Origin of the sequence: Thiothrix sp. (assembly GCF_028714775.1) — a bacterium.
Lineage (GTDB): Bacteria > Pseudomonadota > Gammaproteobacteria > Thiotrichales > Thiotrichaceae > Thiothrix.
Window position 1 is genome coordinate 1 of the sequence record NZ_JAQTLS010000038.1, and the last position, 15,710, is coordinate 15,710.

The window sequence follows — 15,710 nt, forward strand, 5'->3', positions numbered from 1 at the left end:
ATGGTGTTTTTTTGCAGGGGCAAATTCAATTTTCTATGGTGAACGATTGCTGACAACTGATAATCCATCTGAGGAAGGGGATCAGCAACTGTTTGCAAGGTTGGGACTCCAAGTAGAGGCTATGCCTGAACGCGCAGTACATCACAAGGAATGCCGCAAATAGCATTGCTGCCGTAGGCAATACGGTGCATTCAAGCAAAGCCTGCCAATGATGGCGGCATCGTGGTGCAAAGGCAGTACTTGTGACCAGCAACCCGTAGTAGGCGGGGTGGGTGCGCTTCTTTGTCAAACCGATAGGATACCAGTCCAGCAACGGCAGTTCCTGATGTGGGGTCAGGCCATCCCCTCCCGCAATGCCCGTTCCCGCACGCGGTTCACCAAACGCCCCAGTACGTAGGGGAAACTTGCCAGCAGGGTTTCAAATTCCACCCCGTCGAGCATGTTTTTCACCCGTAAGCCAAGGTCGGTATCACCCTCGATCAGCAAGCGGCGGTTGAAAAACAGCGTGTCTGGGTCTTCCAGCCGCAGCGCAAGGCGGGTGAAATCCATCAGCGTAGCGGTGAAAGTGACATCCGCCTGCCCCGCCTTTTCTGCCTTGAGGCCGGACGTTGCCACCGAGAACCACAGCTTGATGCCAGTATCGCGTACATGCACGCAGAAACGGCGCTTTTGCAGGGCTTCCCAATCCAAGTCTTGCAGGCTCTTCCACACCGTGAGGTTGAACGCCGTGGCAAACGCCAGTGAAGCGGGGTAAGCGGGCAGGCGTGCAAACAGCGATGCCAGCGAAGCAGGGAATACCAATGTCATTGGAATCTGTCTCCTTTAAACGGACGTGAGGTCTAGCCCCGCCTTTCCCAACCAATACCCATCGCAAGCGGGTGCGGGCAATAACGGTTGCAAATGTGCTGCCACTTGCGCCGCAGACAATATGCCATCCAGCACGTCCCGGAAGGTTGCTACCACCTCAGCCATATGCTGTGCTTGTGGCGACAGGCGGAGTGCTGCCACGGGTGTCCCCGCCAGTTCGCCCAAGTGTTGCGCCAGCGTATGCACCTTGCCGGACTGGGTTTGTGTGCCGTTGATAGTGAGGAAGCCTTCACCTTCACGGGTATTCATCAGCAAACCCTCTGGGTGGTCGATACAGCGGAACTGGCAGGAATCCTTCTGCAAATTGTAATGCCGTGCGGTGAAACAGCGTGACGAAAACGCCAGCGGCAAGCGCCCGTAGGCGAACACTTCGGTCTCCATCCCCGCTGGGATCGGCATGGCAGCCAGCATGGTACGCGGCATTTCCACGGGTGGAACCCAGCGCACCGCGCCCCAGCTTGCCAGCAAAGCCAGTGTGTCGGGGTTGTACACATTCAACGCCGGGCCTGCCACAAACGCCATACCCGCTTCAAACAGCAGCCGGACTGCCCCAAACTCGTTGGCTTCCACCCGGAACGGCCCATTATCCACGACCTTGCGCAGTGCCTTGAGGTCGGATTCAGACTCAATCAGCGTCTGGGTGGAAAGCACCACTTTCTTGCCTGCTGCGCTGAGCATTTCTGCCAGATACAGCCAGTCGTCAAGGCGCAATTCGTGGCGGCGCGAACACACGGTTTCGCCCAAGTAAACGGTATCCACCGCCCAGCTTGCCGCCTGTTCATAGAAGGACAGCACCGTGTCGCGGGGCCAGTAATACAGCAATGGCCCAAGAGCCAGTTTGATGGGTGATGTCATCAGTGCCTCATTTCCACGGGCGGTAATAAGCGCCGAGGGTGTGCATACTGCCCTCGGATACTTTGTCGAGTTGGGTCAACCACGCGGGTTGCGGTTTGAAGGTGGCGGGGTTGCGTTTCACCGCATCAATCGCGGCACGCCAGACTTGCGTCACTTGTGCGACGTAGGCAGGGCTGCGCTGGCGGCCTTCGATCTTGATCGCGGCAATGCCGATGCGGTGCATTTCCGGCAGCATTTCCAGCGTATTGAGGCTGGTCGGCTCTTCCAGTGCGTAATAGGTTTCGCCTTGCACTTCAAAGCGGCCTTTGCACAGGGTTGGGTAGCCGGCCTTTTCGTGGTCGGCGTAACGGTCGATCAGCACCCCATTGAGGCGCGTTTCCATGCCTGTGGGGGTTTGTTGCCAACGTACCGCATGACCGGGGGAACATGCGCCGAAGGTATTGGGCGAATCGCCGCAGGCATACGAAGACAGCAAACAGCGGCCTTCCACCATCACACATAAGCCACCGAAACCGAACAGCTCGATTTCCACCGGGGTGTGTTGCACCACATTTTCCACCTGCGGCAACGACAGCACACGCGGCACGACTGCCCGCTGGATGCCGAAATGTTCGTGGTAGAAGTTGATGGCTTCGTAATTGGTTGCCGAGCCTTGCACAGAAAGATGTAAGCGCAGATGCGGGTGGGTTTTCATCGCGTAAGCCATCAGGCCGGGGTCGGCGAGGATGATCGCGTCCAACCCAGCGGTGGCGGCGGTATCCACCGCTTGTTGCCAGCGTTTGAGGGTGGCGGGCTGTGGGTAAGTGTTGAGCGCCATCAGTACCTTGCGGTTTTTGGCATGGGCATAGCGGACACCTTCCGCGAGTGCTTTGGCGTCGAAATTCAAGCCGCTGAAGTTGCGGGCGTTGGTATTGTCTTTCAGACCGAGGTAAACACCGTCTGCGCCGTGGTCTACCGCCGCTTTGAGCGCGGGCAAACTACCAGCGGGGCAAATGAGTTCGAGCAAAGGCTTTGACATCAAACATTTACCCCCCCGTCATCGACATAAACCGCAGCACCTGCGTTTGCGTCTGGTTGAAGTTATGCTCCATTGGCTTCAACCACAGTGCCTTGCTGATCACCCTCTGCAACGCCACATCGCTAATCCCCGCACGCAATAACGGACGTAATCCCACACTGTGTTCCTGCCCCAAACACAAATACAGCGTGCCATCCACGCCCAGCCGCACGCGGTTACAGGTTGCACAAAAATGCCGCGAAATTGGCGTAATAAACCCAATATTCAGCCCCGTGTCGCCAATGGTGTAATACTGCGCCGGGCCACCGCCCTCCATGATCGACGGCAACAAATTGTAGTGTCCCGCCAACCGTGCCTTAACCGTTTGCAGGCTCAGGTAATACGAATCGCGGGCATTGCGCCCCGTTTCACCCATCGGCATGGTTTCGATAAAGCGCAGGGTGAAGCGGTGTTCCAGACAAAATTCTACCATATCCAGCACTTCGTCATCGTTAATGCCTTGCATCACCACCATATTGATTTTGATTGGGGCAAATCCGGCGGCTTTCGCTGTCATCAATCCTGCCATGACTTTTTCCAGCTTGCCTTTGGTAATGAGTTGGAAACGCTTGGGTTGCAGGCTATCGAGGCTGACGTTGAGGCGGGAAACGCCCGCTTGCTTAAGCGCAACAGCCTCATGTGCGAGGCGGTTGGCATTGGTACTTAAGGATAAATCGGTGATGCCGGGTAATGCCGCCAGCCGTGTCGCCAGTTCAGGCAAGCCCTTGCGCACCAAGGGTTCACCACCTGTCAAGCGCAAACGGCTCACGCCTAAGGCCGCAAATGCTGCCGTAACCCGTTCGATTTCATCGAAACTCAACCAGTGGTCAGGCACGGTATAATCGTTGAAGTGTTCCGGCATACAGTAAAAGCAGCGTAGGTCACAGCGGTCGGTGACGGATACCCTCAGATAACTAATACTACGCCCATAAGGGTCAACCAATTCTTTGCCCATAACTCACCTCTCAAGATAAAAAACGGGCGGTATCACTACCGCCCGCACCCCGGTCAAAGGCTCATTTCTGACCGTTTCGGAGGGTGTAACTAAACGTTCAGTGCCCGCCCTTTACAGGCTGCGCTTGGTGCGCACCACTTGGTAAGCACGGAACAGGTATGGGATGGGGGCACTCCACACATGTACCAGCCGGGTGAAGGGGAAGAACAGGAATACCGACATGCCAAAGAACACATGAACCTTATAAACCGTGCCCACGTTGCGGATCAGTTCCGGTTCGGGTTGCAGGATCAAGATGCTGCGAATCCATTCACCCAACACCAGCATGGTGGTAACGTCGCCGTGTGAAGCATGACCGATGGAGAACGGGACAGTCAGCAAGCCAAAGCAGGCGGTGATGACCAGCCAACCGAGGATATTGATGTCCATCCAGCGGCTCGCTGCACGCACACGCGGGTTAAACATGCGCCGATGCCACAGCATTGCGCCACCCGCAACCACTGCGCCACCAAACGCCAAGCCAGCCAAAATCGCAATCCACTGGTGCGCAAGGTCAGAAATGCCCAACCCTACCCACAAGCCATGCGGCATCACCATCCCGGCAATGTGCCCAAAGAAAATCCCCAGTATCCCCACATGGAACAAATTGCTCATCAGTCGCATGTTCTGCCTAGATAGCAGTTGGCTGGAGTCACTCTTCCAAGTGTATTGCTCATGGTCGAAACGTATCCAGCTTCCCAGCAGGAACACGATGGTGGCAATGTAGGGGAATACCCCGTACAAAAATGTATGTAAATCAAACATGGGTCATTCCTCCTTTCAGGCCGCTTTGGCAGTAACAAACTGGCTGCGTTGTTCAATCAGGCGGATCAGCGGTGCGTAAGGGCTTTCCACCTTCTCCAGATTCAGGGCAAGCTGGCTGAACACCTTGGTCCATTGGCTCAGGAACACCTTGGCTTCCAACCGGCTCAATTGGTCGGCAAATTCCAGCACCAGCGGCAGGAAGTCCGGCAACTCGTTGGAATCGTTCGCCGCCAGTTCCAAGCCGTATTCCTTGTAGAATTCGCTCAAGTCGATCAGCGCAGGCCCCCGGTTTTTGTCATCCCCAAACAGGTGATGGGTCAGGTGCAGGGCATTGTCAGGAACCATGTCAAAAGTGCGCACGTACAACGCTTGCCATTCGGTCATGTCCTCCCAGTGCAGGTGGGCAAGGAAGTTGCCGATCACTTTGCGTTCCCCTTCCGACAACCTGCTTAGTTGCGTCCAGATTTTAGGTAGTGCGGACTGCAATTCAGCCGTAGGGTAATCCAGCAACCTTGCGAGTAAACGGTAAAACATAAGCTAGCTCCTGTTACTTCAACTTGGACAAGGGTTGGATAACGCAGACTTCCACTGTTTCCTTGCGCCGTTCCGGGAACAAGGAGGTTTTGGAAATGCCTGCGGAAGAATCGTTGCCGAAAGTGAAGCCGTTCTGCCCTTGGAAGGCGTAGAAATCTTCCAGCCGCACTTCCTCATGCCCGGTGGGGATGACGAAACGGTCTTCGTAATTGGCAATCGCCAAGTAACGGTACATCTCTTTGGCTTGGTCTTCGGTGATGCCAGCCGCATCCAGTGCGCGGGTGTCGGCAATGCCTTCCACATGCACGGAACGCTGGTAACTGCGCATCGCAATCAGGCGGTTCAAGGCGCTTTCCACTGGCGCGGTCTTGCCTGCGGTCAGCAGGTTGGCAAGGTACTGGATCGGGGTACGCATGGTTCCCGCCAGCGGGATTGCACCATCGGGACCGACGGGCAAATTGCCTTGGTCAATCTGGGATTGCACCGGGGAAAGTGGGGGCACATACCACACCATTGGCAAGGTGCGGAATTCCGGGTGCATCGGGAAGGCAATCTTCCAGTCGATTGCCATTTTGTAGATCGGCGATTTTTGCGCGGCAATGATCCAGTCTTCGTTGATGCCTTCGGCGCGTGCGGCTTCGATCACCTTGGGGTCGTTGGGGTCGAGGAAGATGTTGCATTGGGCTTCGTATAAGTCCTGTTCGTTCTGGGTGCTGGCCAGCGTTTCGATCTTGTCCGCGTCATACAGCATAATGCCGTTGTAACGGATACGCCCGACGCAGGATTCGGAACACACGGTTGGCATCCCGGATTCCACCCGTGGGTAGCAACCGATGCACTTTTCAGCCTTGCCGGATTCCCAGTTGTAGAACACCTTCTTGTACGGACAGGAGGAAATGCACATCCGCCAGCCCCGGCATTTGTCCTGATCTACCAGTACGATACCGTCTTCCTCGCGCTTGTAGATCGAACCAGACGGACAAGCTGCCACACACGCCGGGTTCAGGCAGTGGTTGCAGATGCGCGGCAAATACATGTGGAAAGTGTTCTCGAACTGGCTGTACATCTCTTTCTGGATGCCATCCATGTCCACATCCTTGCTGCGTTTGGAATACTCGCCTGCAAGGTCGTCTTCCCAGTTTGGCCCCCAATGGATTTTTTCCATGGTTTCGCCGGTAATCTGCGATTGCGGGCGGGCAGTCGGGGTCGCTTCCAGCAACGGCGCGTTTTGCAAATGCGCGTAGTTGTAGGTGAACGGCTCGTAGTAATCGTCAATTTCCGGCATATCCGGGTTGGCGAAAATATTCAGCAATTTGGACTTGCGGTCGCCGGATTTCAGCTCCAACTTGCCGCCTTTGAGTTCCCAGCCACCTTTCCACTGCTTCTGGTCTGCCCAGTTTTTGGGGTAGCCGATGCCGGGTTTGGATTCGACGTTATTGAACCATGCGTATTCCACGCCCTTGCGGTTAGTCCACACGTTCTTGCAGGTTACGGAGCAAGTATGGCAACCGATACATTTGTCCAGATTGAAGACGAAGGCGAATTGTGCTCTGACTTTCATAAAGGTAACTCCTTACTTGGGGCCGATGCCATTGGGGTTGCGTTGCGCTTCGCGGGCTGGGGTGAGCGGGCGTTCCAGCCAGTCCACGTCCTTATCCGCGATCTTGTGCAAAGCCACCATCGTGTCACGTTGGCAACCGACCGTGCCGTAATAGTTGAAGCTGTACGCCAATTGCGCATAACCACCGATCATATTGGTCGGCTTGACCAGTACGCGGGTCACGGAGTTCAAAATACCGCCACGCTTTCCCGTGGAAGGCGAACCCGGTACGTTGATGTTCTTCTCCTGTGCGTGGTACATCATCGCCATCCCGCGTGGGATGCGTTGAGAAACGATCACCCGTGCCACGGTCGCGCCGTTGTGGTTGACCGCTTCCACCCAGTCGTTGTCTTCCAGCCCGATGGTTTTGGCATCGTCTTCCGCCACCCACACGTAAGGCCCGCCCCGGAACAGCGTCAGCATCCGCAAGTTGTCCTGATAGCTGGAATGGATGCCCCATTTGGAGTGCGGGGTAATCCAGTTCAGGCTCAGGTGCGGCTTGTTGAGGACAGCGGCTGGCAAACCTTTGAGTTCGCCCAAGTCCACCATCGGCTTGTAAGTACAGAAACCTTCACCGAAATCCAGCATCCACTCGTGGTCTTGGTAGAAATGCGCCCGTCCGGTCAGGGTGCGGAACGGGATGTGTTCGTGGATATTGGTGTACCCGGCAGTGTAAGAGACGTGTTCGGACTCAATTCCCGACCACGTAGGCGCGGTGATGATCTTGCGTGGTTGTGCCACGATGTCGCGGAAGGTAATCTTGTCCTCGTGCCGCCCCGCGTACAGGTGGTGGTGGTCAATGCCCGTCTTTTTCGACATCGCTGACCAAGCCTTGTGCGCCACTTCACCGTTGGTTTCTGGTGCCATGCGCATCACGGAATCACACACGTAAATGTCTTCTTCCAACGATGGCATCCCGAAGGACACACCTTGGTCTTTCACGGTGTAATTGCACTTCTTCAGCTCTTCGTATTCCTGTTCGGTGTTCCAGTCTACGCCTTTAATCGTGTTGCCGAGCTTGACCATCAACGGCCCTAGGGCGATGTACTTTTTGTAGGTGTCACCGAAGTTGCGCTCGACTACTTTCAGGATCGGCATGGTCTTGCCCGGAATCGGGGCAACCCCGTCACGCTTCCAGTCAACCACCTGACCGAACGGTTGCGCCAGTTCCATCGGCGAGTCGTGCTGCATCGGCAGCGCTACCACGTCCTTGCGTGTACCCAAGTGTTTTTCTGCCAGTGGCGAGAAAGTCTTGGCGATGGATTTGAAGATTTGCCAGTCGGACTTGGATTCCCAACCCGGTGACACCGCTTCTGCCAATGGGTGGATGAAGGGGTGCATATCCGTAGTATTGAGGTCGTTTTTCTCATACCACGTCGCGGTCGGCAGGATAATGTCGGAGTAAGCCCCGGTGGAATTGAGGCGGAAGTTGATGTCCACCATCAGGTCGAGCTTGCCGATGGGCGCATCTTCGTGCCATTTCACTTCCTTGTTGCCGCGCCCCGCGCCGCTTTCTTGCAGTACGCCATTTTGCGCACCCAGCAGGTGTTTGAGGAAATATTCATGGCCTTTGGCGGAAGTCCCAATTAGGTTGGCACGCCACACGAACAGGTTGCGCGGCCAGTTGACCGGGTTATCCACGTCGGCGAATGCCACATCCAGCGAGCCGTCTTGCAGCTTGCCGACAATGTGCTTGCCGATGCTGGCTTCATCGGTTGCCCCAGCTTTTTCAGCCTCAGCCACCAACTCCAGCGGGTTCATGTTCCAGTGTGGCGCGGTTGGCAACCAGCCCATGCGCGAGGCAGCCACGTTGTAATCTGCCAGCGAGTAGCCCTTGTTCTTGCCCTTTCCAGCAGGTGACAACAGGCTGTCAGCTTCCAGCGTTTCATAGCGCCACTGGTCAGTATGGAAATACCAGTACGAGGTGGAATTCATGTGGCGTGGCGGACGCTGCCAGTCGAGTGCGAAGGCAATCGGTGCCCAGCCCGCTTGCGGACGCAGCTTTTCCTGCCCGACGTAATGCGCCCAGCCGCCGCCGGATTGCCCTACGCATCCGCACATGTGCAGCAGGTTCATGATCGAACGGTAAGCGAGGTCGTTGTGATACCAGTGGTTGATTGCCGCGCCCATGATGACCATCGACTTGCCTTTGGTCTTGGAGGCGTTATAGGCAAACTCGCGCCCGGTGCGCTCAATATCCGCCGCTTTCACGCCGGTCACTTTTGCCGCCCACGCAGGGGTGTAAGCCACGCCGTCATCGCTGTAATCTTTAGCAACATTGTCGCCACCCAAGCCACGGTCGATACCGTATTGGGCGATTTGCAGGTCGAATACGGAAGCCACTAGCGCAGTTTCACCATTCGCCAGTTTCACTTTGCGCACGGGTACATTGCGGAACAGCAATTCAGGTTCATCGTGGTTGAAATGCGGGAAGCCGACGGAAACCACCTTGTCCTTGCGGTCGATACAAGTCAGTTCTGCCTGAATTTCGCTCTGGTCGGCAGCGTTTTTGGGCAGCAAATTCCACTTACCTTCTTCACCCCAGCGGAAACCGATCGAACCGTTGGGGGCAACGAATGCACCGCTCTTTTCGTCATAGACGATGGTTTTCCAGTCCGGGTTGTTGGTTTCGCCTAAAGCGCCGCCAAAGTCGGAAGCGCGTAACAGGCGGTCAGATACAAAAGTTTTCTTGTCATGCGGGCGCAACATCACCTGCATTGGCAGGTCGGTGTAGGTGCGGGCGTATTCTTGGAAATACGGGTCTTGCTGGTTGATGTAGAACTCTTTCAGCGCCACGTGACCCATTGCCAGAAATGCTGCCGCATCCGTGCCTTGGCGGATGGGCATCCACAGGTCGGCGAATTTGACGTATTCGGCATAGTCGGGAGCCATCGACACCACTTTTGCACCCTTGTAACGCACTTCCGCCGCGAAGTGGGCATCCGGGGTACGGGTCATCGGCAGGTTTGCACCCGCAATGATGATGTAGGTGGAGTTGTACCAGTCAGCCGATTCCGGCACGTCGGTCTGTTCGCCCCAAGTTTGTGGGGAAGCGGCAGGCAGGTCGCAATACCAGTCGTAGAAAGAGCCGCAGGCTGCCCCGATAAGGGAGAGGTAGCGGGAACCTGCGGCATAAGAGATCATTGACATTGCGGGAATGGGGGAGAAGCCATAAATCCGGTCTGGCCCCCACTTCTTGATGGTGTGGATGTTGGCGGCAGCAATGATTTCGGTCATCTCCTCCCACGTTGCCCGCACGAAACCGCCCAAGCCGCGCACCGCCACGTATTTCTGGCGTTTGCTTTCATCGGATTGGATGGCTGCCCACGCATCCACCGGGTCTTTGCCGCTGCTGCGTTCAGCGCGGTACAGGTCGAGCAAACGTCCACGGATCAGTGGGTACTTGATGCGGTGTGGGCTGTACAAATACCATGAGAATGATGCACCACGTTGGCAACCACGCGGTTCATGGTTAGGCAGGTCTTCACGGGTACGCGGGTAATCGGTTTGCTGCATTTCAAACGCAACCAGCCCGTTTTTGACGAAAATCTTCCACGAACAACCGCCCGTGCAGTTCACGCCGTGGGTGGAACGCACCACCTTATCGTGCTGCCAGCGGTGGCGGTAGGAATCTTCCCATTTGCGGTCTTCGATGGTCATCACCCCGTGACCGTTAGAGAAGGACTCTTTAGGACGGGTAAAATACATTAAGCGGTCTAAAAAATGGCTCATTGTTTATTCCTCTAAAATTGCTTTACGGGTTCTTGATTTCGCTGCCGCTACGCAGGTAGAACCACCAGTTCAAAATCAGGCACAGCGCATAGAAGATGGCAAAGCCATACATGGCATTTTCAGGTGTACCAGCCTTGACTTGCGCCCCGATCACCACAGGCGCAATGAAAGAACCGTAGGCCGCAACGGCGGATGTCCAGCCTAGTACCGGCCCCGCTTGCAAGCGGTCAAAGATCACCCCAACCGTGCGGAAGGTCGAGCCATTGCCCAAACCTGTTGCTGCAAACAGCACCACGAATGTCCATAAGAATTGTTGGAAAAACACTTCAGGGGTCGCCGAATGGTAGGCTTGCATCATGATGTAACCCGCATAAGCAGATGCTGCCACCATCATGACCGAGATGATCTGGGTAACGATAGACCCCCCTGTTTTGTCAGAAATCCAGCCACCCACTGGACGGATGAGTGCCCCTACAAATGGGCCAATCCATGCATAAGCAAACACCGGAATTGCGTTAGGGTTTTTCGCGTGTACCCACGCCTGAGTTGCGGCATCAAACACATGGGTATTGCCAAAAATAACCTTAATTGCCAACGGCAGTGCCATGGAAAAGCCAATGAATGAGCCGAAGGTCAGCAGGTACAGCACAGTCATCGACCACGTATGTTTGTTGCTAAAAATAGCAAACTGTTTGCTGATGTTGGTTTTCATCTCGCCAAAAGCCGTAATTCTCATGACCATCAATGTGGCGACGATAATCAGCGGTAGCGCCACCCACATATTCAGCAAGCCAAGCCCCGTCGGTGCGGGCAAATAGAGGTACAAACCCACCGCCGTGACCATGCCCGTCAGTGCCCACAGGTAAAGTATTTTGATGAATGCCGCCAGTGTGCCGCCTATATTCGGCGAAATCGGTAGCAGGTTGTTCATGCCGAAGAAGCCAAGGAATGCCAACGGGATCAGGAAGACTAGCCAGATATAACCCGCGTTTTGAATCCACGTTTCAGTCCCTGACAGAATCTTACCCAGTACCCAGCCGGAATCTTTCACCAGCGGCATCGGATCACCACCCAGTGCACCGAATACGCCCATCGTCATTACCAACGGGATCAGTATTTGCATGGTGGTGACACCAAAGTTACCCAAACCGGCATTCAAACCCAGCGCAGTACCCTGCAAACGCTTAGGGAAAAACGTGCTGATATTGGACATGGAGCAAGCGAAGTTACCGCCGCCAATCCCGGACAAAAATGCCAAAATTTGGAACGTCAGCAGTGGGGTTTCCTTGCTTTGTAGCGCAATCCCCGTACCAATGGCAGGGATCATCAGCAGGGCAGTGGTCAGGAAGATGGTATTACGCCCACCTGCCAAACGGATGAAGAAAGAGGCCGGAATCCGTAGGGTCGCGCCTGCCAGTCCGGCAATGGCCGTCAAAGTAAATAGTTCATCGTCCTTGAACGGAAAGCCAAGGTTGGACATCTGTACGGTGATAATTCCCCACATTGCCCAGATGGCGAAACCCATCAGCAGGCTGGGGATCGAAATCCACAGGTTGCGGTTGGCAATCGACTTGCCAGTATTGCCCCAGAATGTGGGGTTTTCCACATCCCAGTTTTTGATGTCAGTCATGCTGCTCTCCTCGTAACTTAATCAACATTGCGTGATCCATTTCCTCACTCCATCAGGTCAGCGGTGGGAGTACGCTTGCTCTCCCGTTCTTTGTCCATTGGGCGGACTTCCGTCCAGTACATCCACATCAGCGACACCCATACCACCCCGAACATCAGCATGAAGGCGGAAGAGCGGATACCCGTGAGGTCAACCAATGCCCCAAACATGATTGGCATCAGGAAACCGCCTAAGCCACCCGCCAAGCCAACCACGCCGGATACCACGCCAATGTTATGCGGGTAATCATCAGAGATGTACTTGAAAACCGAGGCTTTGCCGATGGCGAACACCACGCCCAAGCTGAACAGGAGGATGGTAAAAATGTAAGCATTCAAGCCGACATGGAAAGTGGTTGGGCCATTAATGGTCTGGAAGGTAATGTCACCTTGTGGATAGGAGAGGAAGAACAGGCACACCAGCGACAACCACAACACCCACCACGTCATGGTGTGTGCCCCGAACTTGTCGGAGAAATAGCCGCCGATGGCACGTAATAACCCACCGGGGATGCTGAATGAAGCTGCCAGTAGGGCAGCCGTCTTGAGGTCAAAGCCGTATTCACTGACGTAATATTTGGTCATCCACAGCGCCAGCGCCACATAACCGCCGAACACGATGGAATAGTATTGGCTGTAGCGCCACACCTTGGGGTCTTTGAACGCCGCAAGCTGTTCACGTACTGTGACCTGTTTGCCAACCACATGGGTCGGGTCGCTGAAGGTGAAAAACCAAAAGATGATTGCCGTGACCAACATCAGTATTGCATATACCTGCGGAACCATTGTCCAGCCATACCCCACCACAATCATGGGCGCAAGTAGCTTGGTGACGGCAGCGCCGGTATTGCCTGCCCCGAAAATCCCCATGGACAAGCCTTGGTGCTCTTTGGGGAACCAGCGGGCGCAATAGGCAATGCCCACGGTGAATGAACCGCCAGCCACCCCGACAAACAAGCCTGTCACAATGAAGTGCCAGAATTGGGTCGCCTGCGAGATCATCCAGATTGGGATTACAGTCGACAACATCAGGATGAAAAACACGATGCGTCCGCCGAATTTATCCGTCCACATCCCCAGCGGGACACGGATCAGGGAGCCAGTCAGTACCGGGGTAGCGACTAAGATGCCGAACTGGGTTTCGTTCAAACCCAGAAGTTGTTTGATGGGAATGCCGATGACGGCGAACATCATCCAAATCATGAAGCACACCGTAAACGCCAACGTGCTCATGATAACGACTGACCAAGCCTTGTGCATTGCGATAAATTACCTAGTAACAAAACTGTAAATGATTTCAATGTGACTTTTACGCTGTTATAAAAGTTGTTTCCAGTAGGGTGATTTTGCTTTCTGGAGTCTAATCTACTACCAAAGTGGTATGGGGTGGTATTATCTAACTAATTGTTATATATGTTGTTATATCTTTTACCAGTAAGCTTCTCCATGTGTGCTACCACTGAGGTGGTACACCCTTTAACCCACTGCGGTACGTATAGTCATACAAAAGACCCTGCGGCGCTTGCCTGCTTTTTTGCTTGGCGCTGCCAGCGCAACGGCTGTTACCAATAGCGATCTGGCCGTGTTTTCGGCTGTTTGCCTTGTTGGAAGAAATTGCCACACGGGCGGTTATCCAGTGCGGCGGCATAGCAGTTGCCACACCCTTGCCCTACTCTTTGGCATCCCCACCACGGGTTATCTGTCCTGTTGTGCCGTCTTGCCCCTTGCTTTGCCTTGGGTGGCGGTGTTAAGGGTTTATTGCCCAGCCTTGCATCGGTCGATGTATTCCCCAACCCAGCAGTGGAAGTGCTGGCAGAACAGGTAGATTCCTACCTTAGCCAGCAAGGGCTGGTACGGCTGGATAAACGTGATCTGACACCTGTCCTGCCTACCCGCTACCAAGGGCAGCTTGATACCAATTTAGGAACTGTCCTGAAATAACTTCCCGAAATCAGGGGGACTGCGGTGCAGCGGAGTAGTTCCACTTTGGCAGGAAATCATCGAACTGGATGGTCATGTTCTCCTTGAACGCTTGGGCATACTTGCGCCCGGTTTCAAAGGCTTTGTTGATGATGCGTACCGCGACCTTCAAGCCAGTGGTGGTTTCAGTTTTTGCCATGTAGTGTTCGGCGGTTTTGACAGTTTCCAGCGGCACACCCCGGCAGGCACGGGTCACATGGGGGAACAGCCGGTGTTCAATCGGATTGTATTTTGAGCAATAGGGCGGGTAGTGGGCGATGCGTATTTTCAGGGTCAGGTTGTCCGCCAATGCCTGCAAGTCTTGCTTGAAGAGGTACGCGGAGGAACTGTTGCTGCCGCCACCATCACATAAGACCAATAGCTCCTCAGCCTCGGGGTAGTTAGGTTTCCCTTGCTCACACCACCATAAGCCAAGGCTTTCGCAGGCAAATTCAGTGGTGTCGTGGCTGGTGTTCAGGTGTAGTGCCGCTTCGTTGCGGGCAAGGTCGTAGATGCCGTGGGGGATCACTTGGCCATTGCCATAGCTGGGGAAGTCATGGTCATTGACTGTGGTGGGTTCGACGGCATCTGTCACCCCTTCACGGTAAAAGTTACCCAGCAGTTCCTTCTTTTTGGTGTCAATGCTGATCACGGGTTTGCCTGCTTGCAGATAGGTTTGTTTGAGTTGGGCAATCTTTTCAAACTGGGCATTACGGTCGGCGTGTTGTCCCATCGTGCGTTTCTTCTGGGGCTTGCGGCGGCGGTAGCCGTGTTCCCGCAACAGGCGCGACACCACGTTTTTCCCTGCCGATGTCCCCAATGCCTGCACGCGCCGGGCAATCTGCCGACGTGACAGGTTCGTCCATTTCACCGCCTCCCGCATGGGGTCGCCTGCCGTATGATCCTTTAAAACTTGGCAGAAATGTTCCCCCAATTGCGGGAGCATGTCGTTCAGCCGTTTGCGTCCGCCCCTTTTTTTCGCTGCCCTACAGTGTGCAAGCCGTCCTCTGACTCCAACTCAGCTACCCCGTGGCGGATGGTCTTGGGGTCACAGCCCAATAACCGGGAAATGTAGTCCTGACCCCCGTGCCCAAGCCGGATCGCTTCTACAGCGGCGTAACGGCGGCGGTCACGCTCATTGAGCGAGTGGTAGAAACGCTGCATTTGTTTTTCTACGGCTGAGGGGTAAACATCCACTGGCTCATCCTCGGTGCTGATTGGCATTGCGGGGAGCTATCTTCCCCCTTTCGCTGCCAGCAGAAAAGAGGGAAATTATTTCGGGACAGTTCCTTAGGCGACCCGCCCTATCGCCGATTTGATGCCCTGTTCCATTGGTTTGACTGATGTTTTGGTGTACTGCCATGAAAAATACCTTCGCTAAAATTGTTATTGCCTGCGTTGTGTTGGTGGTTGCCGTACCTGCTGCGCCATGAAAAAACTGCTGCTAGCCACATAATCCCCAAAAACTGCATAACCCCTGCACATCAGTTGCTTACAATCGTGGCAAAAAAGGAGTTCACCTACCATGAATACCATTCCCCGTGCCATGACCGTTCCCCACCTGCTGTTTAGCACGCTGCTGGCGGTAGCAATGGCTGCATTCTTCCTGCCTGAAACGCCACGCATCCCGGTCAGTGGTGCAAGCCGTGCGGACTGGAATCTGCAATCGTTCTGGTATT

General features: G+C 54.9%; 14 protein-coding genes and 1 pseudogene. 2 read left to right on the top strand and 13 right to left on the bottom strand.

Annotated features, from left to right (window positions below):
* Nucleotides 1-163: pseudogene (locus PHE17_RS21765) on the top strand (hypothetical protein); the annotation flags it as partial.
* A gap of 170 nt (nt 164-333) precedes the next feature.
* On the opposite strand, the gene PHE17_RS20470 reads toward PHE17_RS21765, so the two are convergent.
* From PHE17_RS20470 to PHE17_RS21770, 11 genes are all read right to left on the bottom strand, one after another.
* On the bottom strand, nt 334-807 hold the full coding sequence (locus tag PHE17_RS20470) for an SCP2 sterol-binding domain-containing protein (RefSeq protein ID WP_301017782.1): 474 nt from the start codon (nt 805-807) through the stop codon (nt 334-336).
* A 15-nt stretch (nt 808-822) separates the two neighbouring features.
* Nucleotides 823-1,722 (bottom strand): U32 family peptidase, encoded by a 900-nt coding sequence (locus PHE17_RS20475; protein WP_301017783.1) that lies wholly within the window; start codon nt 1,720-1,722, stop codon nt 823-825.
* Between the two features lie 7 nt (nt 1,723-1,729).
* Nucleotides 1,730-2,740: a peptidase U32 family protein gene (locus PHE17_RS20480; protein WP_301017784.1), complete on the bottom strand. Its 1,011-nt coding sequence runs from the start codon at nt 2,738-2,740 to the stop codon at nt 1,730-1,732.
* Between the two features lie 7 nt (nt 2,741-2,747).
* A complete protein-coding gene (gene moaA / locus PHE17_RS20485; RefSeq protein ID WP_301017785.1) occupies nt 2,748-3,734 on the bottom strand; it encodes a GTP 3',8-cyclase MoaA in 987 nt (328 codons plus the stop codon).
* Nucleotides 3,735-3,845: 111 nt separating this feature from the next.
* Nucleotides 3,846-4,538 (bottom strand): respiratory nitrate reductase subunit gamma, encoded by a 693-nt coding sequence (gene narI, locus PHE17_RS20490; RefSeq protein ID WP_301017786.1) that lies wholly within the window; start codon nt 4,536-4,538, stop codon nt 3,846-3,848.
* A 15-nt stretch (nt 4,539-4,553) separates the two neighbouring features.
* Entirely contained in the window at nt 4,554-5,072 is a 519-nt protein-coding gene (narJ, locus tag PHE17_RS20495; protein WP_301017787.1) for a nitrate reductase molybdenum cofactor assembly chaperone, read from the bottom strand.
* Between the two features lie 13 nt (nt 5,073-5,085).
* Nucleotides 5,086-6,633: a nitrate reductase subunit beta gene (narH, locus tag PHE17_RS20500; RefSeq protein ID WP_301017788.1), complete on the bottom strand. Its 1,548-nt coding sequence runs from the start codon at nt 6,631-6,633 to the stop codon at nt 5,086-5,088.
* A 12-nt stretch (nt 6,634-6,645) separates the two neighbouring features.
* Nucleotides 6,646-10,404 (bottom strand): nitrate reductase subunit alpha, encoded by a 3,759-nt coding sequence (locus tag PHE17_RS20505; RefSeq protein WP_301017789.1) that lies wholly within the window; start codon nt 10,402-10,404, stop codon nt 6,646-6,648.
* A gap of 22 nt (nt 10,405-10,426) precedes the next feature.
* A complete protein-coding gene (locus tag PHE17_RS20510) occupies nt 10,427-12,034 on the bottom strand; it encodes an MFS transporter (protein ID WP_301017790.1) in 1,608 nt (535 codons plus the stop codon).
* Between the two features lie 44 nt (nt 12,035-12,078).
* Nucleotides 12,079-13,332 carry a nitrate/nitrite transporter gene (locus tag PHE17_RS20515; protein ID WP_301017791.1) on the bottom strand — a complete coding sequence of 418 codons (1,254 nt, stop codon included), beginning with the start codon at nt 13,330-13,332 and terminating at the stop codon, nt 12,079-12,081.
* 302 nt (nt 13,333-13,634) lie between these two features.
* Entirely contained in the window at nt 13,635-13,865 is a 231-nt protein-coding gene (locus PHE17_RS21770) for a DUF5131 family protein (protein WP_363320161.1), read from the bottom strand.
* Here PHE17_RS21770 and PHE17_RS20520 point away from each other — a divergent pair.
* Entirely contained in the window at nt 13,831-14,013 is a 183-nt protein-coding gene (locus tag PHE17_RS20520; protein WP_301017792.1) for a hypothetical protein, read from the top strand. The two genes, PHE17_RS21770 and PHE17_RS20520, sit on opposite strands and share 35 nt — an antisense overlap.
* Nucleotides 14,014-14,023: 10 nt before the next feature.
* Here PHE17_RS20520 and PHE17_RS20525 read toward each other — a convergent pair whose 3' ends face one another.
* Complete coding sequence (locus tag PHE17_RS20525; RefSeq protein WP_301017793.1) at nt 14,024-14,977, bottom strand: ISAzo13 family transposase; 954 nt, start codon at nt 14,975-14,977, stop codon at nt 14,024-14,026.
* A 5-nt stretch (nt 14,978-14,982) separates the two neighbouring features.
* Complete coding sequence (locus PHE17_RS20530) at nt 14,983-15,255, bottom strand: hypothetical protein (RefSeq protein WP_301017794.1); 273 nt, start codon at nt 15,253-15,255, stop codon at nt 14,983-14,985.
* Between the last annotated feature and the right edge of the window lie 455 nt (nt 15,256-15,710).

Excerpts from the sequence above, each read along its gene's own strand:
- PHE17_RS20475 (WP_301017783.1), bottom strand. The coding sequence starts at position 1,722 with ATGACATCACCCATCAAACTGGCTCTTGGGCCATTGCTGTATTACTGG.
- narJ (WP_301017787.1), bottom strand. The coding sequence starts at position 5,072 with ATGTTTTACCGTTTACTCGCAAGGTTGCTGGATTACCCTACGGCTGAA.
- PHE17_RS20515 (WP_301017791.1), bottom strand. The coding sequence starts at position 13,332 with ATGCACAAGGCTTGGTCAGTCGTTATCATGAGCACGTTGGCGTTTACG.
- PHE17_RS20510 (WP_301017790.1), bottom strand. The coding sequence starts at position 12,034 with ATGACTGACATCAAAAACTGGGATGTGGAAAACCCCACATTCTGGGGC.
- narH (WP_301017788.1), bottom strand. The coding sequence starts at position 6,633 with ATGAAAGTCAGAGCACAATTCGCCTTCGTCTTCAATCTGGACAAATGT.
- PHE17_RS20530 (WP_301017794.1), bottom strand. The coding sequence starts at position 15,255 with ATGCCAATCAGCACCGAGGATGAGCCAGTGGATGTTTACCCCTCAGCC.
- moaA (WP_301017785.1), bottom strand. The coding sequence starts at position 3,734 with ATGGGCAAAGAATTGGTTGACCCTTATGGGCGTAGTATTAGTTATCTG.
- PHE17_RS20525 (WP_301017793.1), bottom strand. The coding sequence starts at position 14,977 with ATGCTCCCGCAATTGGGGGAACATTTCTGCCAAGTTTTAAAGGATCAT.
- PHE17_RS20470 (WP_301017782.1), bottom strand. The coding sequence starts at position 807 with ATGACATTGGTATTCCCTGCTTCGCTGGCATCGCTGTTTGCACGCCTG.
- narI (WP_301017786.1), bottom strand. The coding sequence starts at position 4,538 with ATGTTTGATTTACATACATTTTTGTACGGGGTATTCCCCTACATTGCC.
- PHE17_RS20480 (WP_301017784.1), bottom strand. The coding sequence starts at position 2,740 with ATGTCAAAGCCTTTGCTCGAACTCATTTGCCCCGCTGGTAGTTTGCCC.
- PHE17_RS20505 (WP_301017789.1), bottom strand. The coding sequence starts at position 10,404 with ATGAGCCATTTTTTAGACCGCTTAATGTATTTTACCCGTCCTAAAGAG.